Genomic DNA, 10,877 nt, shown 5'->3' with positions numbered 1-10,877 from the left:
CAAATCCGTCATTCAATTTTGTAACGCCCGGAACATATACAATTCAATTAACAGGAACCAATGAAGCCTGTGGAAGTGAAACGAGTTCGCAACAAGTTATTGTCAAACAACCGCCTACAGTAAGTATAAATCCTATAAGCGATTTGTGTAATGCAAATTCTATAAATCCAACAGCAATGATTGCTAACTGTACAGACGATGCGAGTTCTGTAACCTATTCATGGCAATTTACAGGTGCAGATACTACTACTTCAAATTTAGAATCGCCCGGAACTATTTCGTATTCTTCACCAGGAACGTATACAGTTACATTACAAGTAACCAACGATTGTGGTGTTTCAGAAATGGCCATGGAAACATTTACCATTCAAGAAGTTCCCGTAATTACAAATACAAACTTAACACAAGACATTTGTTCTGGAGCATCAAGTACAGAAATTAACTTAACTTCTAGCAATGTCAATACTACATATACTTGGACAGCAACAGCAACAGCAGGAATTAGTGGTTTTGTTTCTTCTGGAACTTCAAATACAATTCCTTCACAAGTTATCACAACCAGCAATACAGCATCTGGAACGATTACATATACTGTAACGCCTTCTATCAATGGTTGTGATGGCGCTCCTGTAGATTTTATCATTACGGTAAATCCTGCTCCAGAAATTACTACGCAACCACAACCAAGCACGGTTTGTCAAAACGGAACACCCAATACTTTAAGTGTTGTTACGTCGGGAGTTTCTGCTCAATACCAATGGTTTTCAAACACAACAGATAGCAATACAGGAGGAACGCAAATTGCAGGTGCAACAAGTGCCGATTTTGATCCGCCAACTGACACGGTAGGAATCTTATTTTACTATTGTGAAATTACCTTTACTTCGGGCGGTTGTTCTTCTTTAAACTCTCAAACAGCAAGAGTTGAAGTAACGCCAAATGCAAGCATTACTTCACAGCCAACAGCTACACAAAGTTTGTGTGTAGGAAGTACAATTGAGAGTCCGCTAGCAGTTACTTTTACCAATGGAACTGGCACTGTTTCTTACCAATGGTTTAGCAATACAACAAATAGCAATTCGGGCGGAACACTAATTTCGGGTGCTACAAATTCCGATTATACGCCACCAATATTTACAACGGCAGGAAATTACTATTACTATGTAGAATTGTCCTTTGCAGGAAGCGGCTGTGACGATATCGTGAGTGATGTTTCAGAAATTAATGTCGTAGAATTGCCTGTTATTGATGTACAACCACTAGCAACACAATCGCTTTGCCAAAATACAACCGTACAAATATTAGAAGTACAAGCAACTGGTGGTTTGGGTGCATTTTCCTATCAATGGTTTAGCAATACCACAAATAACACTACTGGCGGAACAGCTATTGCAGGTGAAACATCTGCAACATTTACTCCACCAACAACTACAGTAGGAACAGTGTATTATTATTGTGAAATTTCGCAAGCAGCTAGTACAAGTTGCACGGTTATCAGTGATACTGCGGAAGTTATTGTAAATGCTGCGCCGTTCATAAATTCGCAACCGCAATCGCAAGAGTTATGTTTGGGAGAAGTAGTAACTACACTTGCAGTAAGTTATACAAACGGTGTAGGAACTCCAACGTATCAATGGTATTCCAATACGGTAGATGATACTACTTCCGGAACTGCCATTGCAGGAGAAACTACCGACTCTTACACGCCAGACGTATCTACAGTTAGCTCAGCATATTACTACTGTATCGTCACATTTGCTTCGGGTGGCTGCCCAGAAGTTACTTCCAATACGGCTGAAATTATTGTGAATGAAACACCAAGCATTAGCAACTTTGCAGAAACTCTTTGTAGTGGTAATAGTTTTACAATCATACCTGATACTTCAAACGGAGATATTGTTCCTGCTAGTACAACTTATACTTGGGGAACACCTGTTGTTTCTCCTGCGGGAAGTGTAACTGGAGCAACTGCTGAAACAACGCCACAAACCGAAATAAGTCAATTTTTAACAAATACTACCGATGCCGCGGCAACTGTTACATATACTGTTACACCAACAGTCGGAATTTGTAATGGAACACCATTTACAGTTGAAATTACGTTAAACGCTGCTCCAGAAGTTACCATGCAACCGCAACCAAGTACGGTTTGTATTGATGGAATACCAAATACATTAAGTATTACGTTAGGCAATACTTCAGATACGCCACAATATCAATGGTACAGCAACACAACTGACAGTACTACGGGCGGAACGCCAATTGCAGGAGCAACCAATACAGACTATATTCCTCCAACAGATACAATTGGTGAAGTATATTATTATTGTGAAATTACGTTTTCATCTGGCGGCTGTGCATTAATTACGTCGCAAACGGCTTTGGTAACCGTAACGCCAAATGCTACCATTACTGATCAGCCTGTAACGACTCAAAGTTTATGTGTCGGAAGTACAATTGACATACCATTATCGGTTGCTTTTACAGCCGGAACTGGTACCGTTTCCTATCAATGGTTTAGCAATACAACAAATAGTACCACTGGCGGAACTGCTATTGCAAATGCAACAAATGCTGATTATACACCACCAATATATACAACGGCAGGTACTTTTTATTACTATGTAGCATTGTCCTTTGCGGGAAGTGGTTGTAATGATGTTATTAGTGATATTGCCGAAGTTATAGTGGTTGATGCGCCAGTAATTGACATGCAACCAATTGCAACACAAACACTCTGTCAAAATAGCGTTCCGCAAGATTTGGAAGTACAAGCTTCTGGCGGTTTAGGAACATTCACATATCAATGGTTTAGCAATACAACAAATTCTACAACTGGCGGAATCATTGTGGCAGGTGAAACCAATGCTACGTTTACGCCTCCAACTGTAACAATAGGAACATTGTACTATTATTGCGTTGTTTCGCAAGCGGCTAGTGATAGTTGTACAGCAACAAGCAATCCTTCAGAAGTCATAATAAATGTCGGACCACAAATAGATACGCAACCACAATCGCAAGAATTATGTACCGCAGATACCGTAAATGTATTAAGCATCAGTTATTCTAATGGAGTTGGCACACCAGCGTATCAATGGTTTTCAAATACGGTTGATGATACTACTACAGGAACGGCTATTGCTGGAGAAACTGCTGACTCATTTACGCCAAACACTACTTTACAGGGAACAACCTATTATTATTGTATACTAACATTTTCCGCTGGCGGTTGTCCTGAAATCATCTCTGATACTGCCGAAATTATTGTAAATGAAACGCCAAGTATCAGTAATTTTATGGAAACCATTTGTAGTGGAAATAGTTTTACAATTACACCAGATGATACAAACGGAGACATTGTTCCTACAAACACAACTTATACTTGGTCTGCACCAACAATTGTTCCTGCGGGAAGTATTACAGGAGCAAGCGCAGCAACTACGCCACAAACAATTATTAGTCAAACGTTGATCAACACAACAACTTCATCTGCTACCGTTACCTATGCAGCAACGCCAACAGCTGGAATTTGTGAAGGAATTCCTTTTACAATTGAAATTACAGTGAATCCTGCCATTTCATCAAATACAGCAATTACTCAAATTGATTGTTTTGGAGCGGATAATGGTGAAATTTCCACAAACATTTCTGGTGGTGTACCTTTTACCACAGGAACACCTTACCTTATTTCTTGGACTGGACCCAACGGATTTACATCAAGTGATGCTACCATTTCCAATCTTATTCCTGGTGAGTATACATTGTCTGTTCAAGATGAAGGCGGCTGTCCATTTTCCGAAACCTATACAATTACAGCACCTAACGAACTAATAGTAACGGTTGATAATGAAAGCGCTATAAGTTGTTTTGGGGCAAACGATGGTGAAATTTCGGTGACAGTTTCTGGCGGAACACCAAACTATACTTACAACTGGACAAGGAATGGTGTTGCTTTTTCTATGGATGAAGACATTTCAAACCTGAGTGCCGCTACTTACGAACTTACAGTAACGGATGCTAATAATTGCGGACCTGTACTACAATCATTTGTTATTACGGAACCAAATGAACTCATGGTTTCCTTAATAAATCAGACCAATGTTGCTTGTTTTGGAGAAACTTCTGGAGCAATTGATATTAATGTAACAGGCGGAACACCAACCGAAACAGCTCCTGGCGTGTTTGAATATACATACGCTTGGACAGGTCCAAATGGGTTTACAAGTACTGCTCAAAACATAAGCAATGTGGCAGGCGGAACCTATAATTTGACCGTGATTGATGAAAATGGTTGTGACGACACACTTAGTGTTGTTTTAACGCAACCTGATGAAATAGTTATCACTGTGGAAGCAACAGAACTCATGTGCTTTGGCGATGCAGATGCGTCAATTACTATTACAGATATTTCTGGAGGATCTGGTGCTTACACCATTGTGTGGAGCAATTTTGGAGAAGGATTGGTGCAAAATAATCTATCAGCAGGAGATTACACAATTACAGTAACCGACAATAATAATTGTACTGCCGCTGTAACAGTTACTATTGAAGCGCCACCGATATTTACCATTGAACCTATTGTTCAACAAATTTCTTGTTTTGGCGCAAATGATGGAAGTATTAATTTAAATTTTCAAGGCGGACAGGAGCCAATTGAGTTTGCTTGGGCAGATGATCCAAATGCAGGTGTTGAACGAAACAATTTAAGTCCGGGCACATACACCATCAATATTGTAGATGGAACGCCGTGTACCATTACAGAAACATTTATTATTATTGAGCCTGCCGAGTTAACGCTTTCTGCTAATATTACCAATGCTTTGGATTGTGACGATGCAAGCTCTGGTGCAATTAACTTACTCATTTCAGGAGGTTCAGCACCTTTTACGGTCAGTTGGTCTAATGGCGAAACAACGGAAGACTTAGACAATATTACAGCAGGAGATTATTTGGTCAGTGTGGTAGATGCCAACGGTTGTGAAGCTTCAGAAACATATAGTATCATTCGTCCGCCAGCTATTGTCATTGATGTTGATACGGAAACTATTGTCAACTGTAGTACTTTTACAGCAAGTCAACGATTTACGGCTCAAGTTTCTGGCGGCGTACCTCCATTTTCTTTAAACTGGTCTAGCGGAATTGTAACAGGAGCCAATGATGAAATGATGACCACATCACAAAATGGTTTGGTCATACTAAATGCTACAGATGCGCTTGGTTGTGTTAGTACGTATACTTTTGAAGTAGACATTCCTGAATATAGTGATCCAGATTTTTCACTAAGCTCAACAGCTTTTGAAACCTTTGGTATTTATTCACAAATAGATCCTATTCAATTTACAAATACGACTACTGGCGATTATACAAATGTTTCTTGGGATTTTGGTGATGGAAACTTTTCTAATGAAGAAAATCCAATACATTCATATTCGTCTCCTGGTGCTTATACAGTAGTACAAACCGTTACGTTTCCTGAAGGTTGTGTGTATACAAAAATCATCACATTGCTTATTGAAAAAGGATACAAACTTATTATGCCAAGTGCTTTTACGCCAAATGATGATGGCTTAAATGATCGTTTCAGACCTGTATTTATAGGATTAGACGAAATGGAATTGAATATTTATGATACTTGGGGAAGCTTAATTTATTCCGAAACAGGCGACAATGTGCAAGGTTGGGATGGAAAAGTAAAAGACGAATTTGTTGAAAACGGAAACTACTATTACACATTTACAGCGAAAACATTTTTTGGAACAACTGTCCGCGAAAAAGGACCACTTACGTTAATCTTATAATTACAGTATGAAATTAAAAATATGCATTTTAATTATTGGTCTCTGCTTTGTTCCTCAAATGAAAGCACAAGATCCAATATTTACACAATACTTTTTGGTACCGCAAACCTTAAATCCTGGATTTGCTGGGTTTCTGGAAACGACACATATAGGAATCATTCACAGAACACAATGGCCAGCTTTGGGTTTTAGAGTTGATACGAGTTACGGATTTGCCAATACTTGGTTTGAAGAAGCCAATAGTGGCGTTGGTGTTAGTTTTTTAAATCAGCGCGAAAGCCAAAGTGGTTACACATTTTCGCAGGTAAATTTTAACTATGCGTATCAGGTACAACTAGGAGACGACTGGTACTTTAGGCCTGGATTAGAAGTTGGTCGTGGTTGGAAAAATATAGGATTTCAAGGGTTGTTATTGGAAGATCAAATTAATATTCAAACCAACACTATTAGTCCCACATCAATTGACGCGCTATTTTTTAACAATGAGCAACCACTCGGTTTTTGGGACGTTTCCGCAGGTTTATTGTTTAATAATGAAAACGCGTGGATAGGTGTTTCTGCCAAACACTTAAACCGACCAAATATTTCACTTACCGTTGATGGAAATGTACCTTTAGAGACGTTCTTTTCTGTTAGTGCAGGATATGAATTTTTAGTTACTGATTATATTGATATTAGTTTTTTAACTTTTGAAACGCGACTATTGCTCACAGGAAATTATATGCGTCAAGGACAATTTAGTCGATTCGATTTAGGAACTTCGCTTTCAGTTGGTCGCTTCTTTGTTGGATCTACTTTAGTGACAAATCCTGGAAAAAATAGCGGAAATAGTCATTTATTAACTTCAGTCAATGCCTTTACAGGATTGCAATATACCAACTTCCGATTTGGAGTTTCGTATGATTTTAATACTTCACAAATTGGACGTACTGGCGGCGTTTATGAACTATCACTCACCTACCAATTTGATTCTGAAAAGAAGCGTTGTTTTGGTTGTCCTGATTATCAAGATTAATTGCTTTTTAGTTTGACATCATTATTTTTTGAAAAACGTGGGTTTGTAGTGAAAAATGGAGCTCAATTTCTTTAAAGTAGTTACATCTAAAAAAGAAATTTATTAGTTTTCATAAATCTTTTGTACATTTTGATCAAATCAAATTTTTATGAGGATTCTAAAAAGTATGCTGTCTATTTTTGTTGGACTGCCGTATGTTATTTTTTCGCAAGTTTCTGTGAATGAATTCCCTAAAGATCAGCAACTATTTAAAAGAAACATATCAAACAATATTGCCATCGTTCGTATTTCGGGCGAAGTTGGGATATATAGTGGCTATTCAGCACTGATTTTAGAAATATATAAAGACAATACGTTAGAACAACAGGTAGCATACGCTTTATCTTTTACAAATACTGTAGCTCCTTTTGAATTTTCTGAACAGATTTCAGCCGGATTGTTTCAATATAAATTTGTACTTAAAACAGACACTGGCATCGTATTACAAGAAGCTGAAAATGTAGTGGTAGGTGATATTTATGTGCTCAATGGTCAGTCGAATATCATTAGAAACGAATATGCGAATGATCCGTTTCCTTTTCAAAATAACTTTATCCGAACTTATTTGCTAGAAACGCAAGCGTGGAGTACTGATCCAAATCCGTTTATTTTTGGGGGAATTGGATATCATTTTGCGGCGTCAATTGTTGCCAATGAAAAAGTGCCTGTTTTGTTATTAAATGGTGGAGAAGGCGGCAAAAAAATTTCACATTTTAAACGAAATAATGAAGATATTACCAACCTAGATACGAATTATGGGAGACTTTTAAGCAGGTATTTTGCAGCAGGTTTTTTACCTGGCGATGTTCACGGAATCATTTGGTTTCAAGGAGAAGCAGATGCCTTTTTAAGTCTGGATAACTACGCTACAGCCTTTGATAACTTGTACCAAGCTTGGGAAGAAGATTATATGCCAGATCAATATTATATTTTTCAGGTTCGGTATGGCTGTGCAATTTCGGGATATGCAGATTATAGAAAGCTTTTTCAGGCTCCAGAAGCCAATAGAAGACTTGGTACGCTCCCAAAAACAAAAATTATTTCCACAAATGCAGTAGCCAAAGGTGCCGATAATTGTCATTATTATGGAACAGATGGCTATACAATTTTAGCCAAACGATTGTATGACTTGGTTGCCTACGATTTTTACAACTCAGGTAATAATAGCGGAATATATTCTCCCAATATTGAGAATGTCCGATTTACAAACGCATCAAAAAATCAAATTATGTTTGATATACTTCCCGCAACTGATGCGTATACTTGGCAAATTGGTGTAGAAAATGATTTTTGGATAGAAGGTACGGATGCTATTAGTATTACGGATGGCTGTGTTTTAGGAAATACCGTCACACTAAATTTATCTGAAAGTAGCACAAAAGCTTTTCCAAAACTGTCTTATTTGGGTCACAATCCCAACAATACACCTTTTATTGTCAATCAAAACGGCATAGGCATGTTGAGTTTTAAAAATATAGACATCGCAGATTCATTACAAGAAGCTGACAACGATTTTTTGAACGATTTTTCCATGTATCCTAATCCTGCAACGACAATGGTTACCATTGAAAGTGGATTTCCGTGCAATTCTACAATCGAAATTTATGCGGTTAGCGGTCAAAAAGTGTTCAGCAGAAAAAATCATCAAGAACAACTTATACAAATTGACGTATCTAATTTTTCATCTGGACAATATTTTATAAAAATTATATATCAGTCTGAAACGATTCTGAAAAAACTCCTGATTGGTTGATACTTATATTGACACTTTTAATTTTAGTATATTTAAATGATGCTAAAATTTCTATGTACGAATATATTTTATGTGCATCCACAATTTACACTGCTACTGGAAAAGCTGTATTTGATTTGGTTGAACTCATTTCGTGTGCGATCAAACGATTCTTTCGATGACTTACCGATAAAACAATTTCCCCTTTTAAATGTACCAAACGATATCGTGGCTCATAGCATTTTACATACAATTGATTGATTAAATACGAACGATGAATACGACAGAAATTATCTTCCAAAAAAAGTTCCTCATAAAACCCGATGGCTTTACAACTCAATATCCGTTTGCCTTCTTTTAAATAGATCCAAGAATAACTTTCACAGGCTTCTATATACACAATTGCTGTTTTTGCTACATATTCACCTTTGTGCTTGCTTCCTACTCGCAAATACGCTTCGTTTTGTACAAGATGCTGTTGTTGGTTTTTATTTTTTACTATCATGCTCTAAGACAATTTTTCGTACACAACTTTTTTATAGATTGCATGCTAAAGAAACACATCTTATTTGTATGATACAACATTTTTGTATAAGCGTTAAGTTTTGACAACGAACGTTGAATTTGAGTACTAAAAATGCGTAATTTCTTATAAATTAAACACTACGATACGCATTGTGCATTTTGAGTTGAAAACATAAAAAGCATCTGTTGGTATATTTTGAGCTACGGGAATATCGTATTCAGAACTTGTTTGGAATACTAAATCTATTTTCGATATAAATTTCGCAGATATCCACTTGTAAAATGCACAGCAGATTTGCTATTATTTTAGCATAGAAATATGGCACACCTAAAAGTTTGGACATAAAAAAAGCCATCATTTCTGATGGCTTTTAAAAGCTTTGCTCCTCTTCAAAGACTCGAACTTTGGACCCTCTGATTAACAGTCAGATGCTCTAACCAACTGAGCTAAAGAGGAGTGTTATTGCTTTTTGCGGTTGCAAATATATGCTATTTTTTATTTCGAACAAATGTTTTTTTTAAAAATTTTAAAAAAATTAAACACTGTGCTACTTCTTGTGATTAACTACCTTTAAATAAGTTCCAAATATCGTTTCCGAAGATCACAACCATTAAACTCATAATGATTACAAATCCAACGATTTGACCAATTTCCATCACTTTTTGCGATGGTGCTTTGCCTACTATCATTTCATAGAGTAAAAACATTACATGTCCACCATCTAAAGCAGGAATTGGTAAAATATTTAAGAAAGCTAACCATACGGAAAACATTGCCATGAAACTCCAAAAGAAGTACCAATCCCATGATGTTGGCATCATCTCTACTATTCCAATGGGTCCTTTTACTTTTTTGTATCCTTGAATGACAGGATTAAAGATGAGTTTGAATTGTTTTACTTGGCGAACCAATATGTTTATCGTTTCATTAAAACCTCTAGGAATTGCCTCAAAAAAACCATATTCTTTTACAACAGACATTTTCTCCATTTCAGATTTTATGTCGATTTTAACTCCTAGCGCATCTTTTTTGTCAATTGCTGCATTTAAGTTTACTAATTGCCCATCTCGTTTTACTACTATAGCAACAGATTTTCCTCTGTTACTTTCGACAGATTCCGTGAATTCATCCCAAAAAACAAGCTTTTTATTGTTTACTGAAACTAGTTCATCTCCTACCTTAAATCCTGCTGTTTTTGCGTTAAGCGTATCAACCACTTCACTAATTTGTAAATTGGCAAATCTAGGAACAACTATTTGACGTCCTCTGCTCTCTAAAGCAGCTTTTTTACCTTCATCACTTAAAGGAACAGTAACTTCTTTACCATCGCGTAAAACCGTTACTTCATCACCAAGTAAAAGATCAATATTTAAGTATTTATCTAGTTTTTCAACTTTTACACCATCAATAGCAAGAATATCATCTCCTGTTTTAAGTCCAATTTTCTCACTGACACTATCAAAATATAAACCGTGTTCAATTTTATCTACAGAAACATACGGCTCTCCATAATACATAAACATGGAAATGTAAATAACCCAAGCCAATAAGAAGTTGACAATAACGCCACCCAACATGATTATTAAACGTTGCCAAGCTGGTTTTGAACGGAATTCCCACGGTTCTGGTGGTTTTTCCATTTGCTCTTTGTCCATGCTTTCATCAATCATTCCAGCAATTTTGACATAACCTCCTAAAGGAAGCCATCCAATTCCGTATACCGTATCGCCGACTTTCTTTTTTACAATAGAAAACCACGGATCAAAA

5 protein-coding genes and 1 tRNA gene are annotated in these 10,877 nt (G+C 36.9%); 3 read left to right on the top strand and 3 right to left on the bottom strand.

Annotation, left to right across the window (positions count from 1 at the left end; translation table 11 throughout):
• The 3 genes from AB8B65_RS14065 to AB8B65_RS14055 form a co-directional block, all read left to right on the top strand.
• Positions 1–5,798: PKD-like domain-containing protein (locus AB8B65_RS14065; RefSeq protein WP_405301769.1), on the top strand; the 5,798-nt coding region annotated here is incomplete at its 5' end.
• A gap of 7 nt (positions 5,799–5,805) precedes the next feature.
• Positions 5,806–6,813 carry a PorP/SprF family type IX secretion system membrane protein gene (locus AB8B65_RS14060; protein ID WP_405301767.1) on the top strand — a complete coding sequence of 336 codons (1,008 nt, stop codon included), beginning with the start codon at positions 5,806–5,808 and terminating at the stop codon, positions 6,811–6,813.
• Positions 6,814–6,961: 148 nt separating this feature from the next.
• Positions 6,962–8,605, top strand: coding sequence for a sialate O-acetylesterase (locus AB8B65_RS14055; RefSeq protein ID WP_405301765.1), 1,644 nt, complete (start codon positions 6,962–6,964; stop codon positions 8,603–8,605).
• 85 nt (positions 8,606–8,690) lie between these two features.
• Here AB8B65_RS14055 and AB8B65_RS14050 read toward each other — a convergent pair whose 3' ends face one another.
• The 3 genes from AB8B65_RS14050 to rseP form a co-directional block, all read right to left on the bottom strand.
• Entirely contained in the window at positions 8,691–9,089 is a 399-nt protein-coding gene (locus AB8B65_RS14050; protein WP_405301764.1) for a LytTR family transcriptional regulator DNA-binding domain-containing protein, read from the bottom strand.
• A 403-nt stretch (positions 9,090–9,492) separates the two neighbouring features.
• Positions 9,493–9,566: transfer RNA gene (locus tag AB8B65_RS14045), tRNA-Asn, on the bottom strand.
• Positions 9,567–9,670: 104 nt separating this feature from the next.
• Positions 9,671–10,877, bottom strand: a 1,207-nt coding sequence (gene rseP, locus AB8B65_RS14040) for an RIP metalloprotease RseP (RefSeq protein WP_405301762.1), incomplete at its 5' end; no start/stop codon positions are given.

It is taken from the genome of Kordia sp., assembly GCF_045105435.1.
In the GTDB taxonomy this organism is placed as follows: domain Bacteria; phylum Bacteroidota; class Bacteroidia; order Flavobacteriales; family Flavobacteriaceae; genus Kordia.
Note: the sequence above shows the minus strand (reverse complement) of the source record. Positions and strands in the feature narration are given on the sequence as shown.

What these genes read in the sequence shown, in the direction of transcription:
- AB8B65_RS14055 (WP_405301765.1), top strand. Translation starts at nt 6,962, where the DNA reads ATGAGGATTCTAAAAAGTATGCTGTCTATTTTTGTTGGACTGCCGTAT.
- AB8B65_RS14050 (WP_405301764.1), bottom strand. Translation starts at nt 9,089, where the DNA reads ATGATAGTAAAAAATAAAAACCAACAACAGCATCTTGTACAAAACGAA.
- AB8B65_RS14060 (WP_405301767.1), top strand. Translation starts at nt 5,806, where the DNA reads ATGAAATTAAAAATATGCATTTTAATTATTGGTCTCTGCTTTGTTCCT.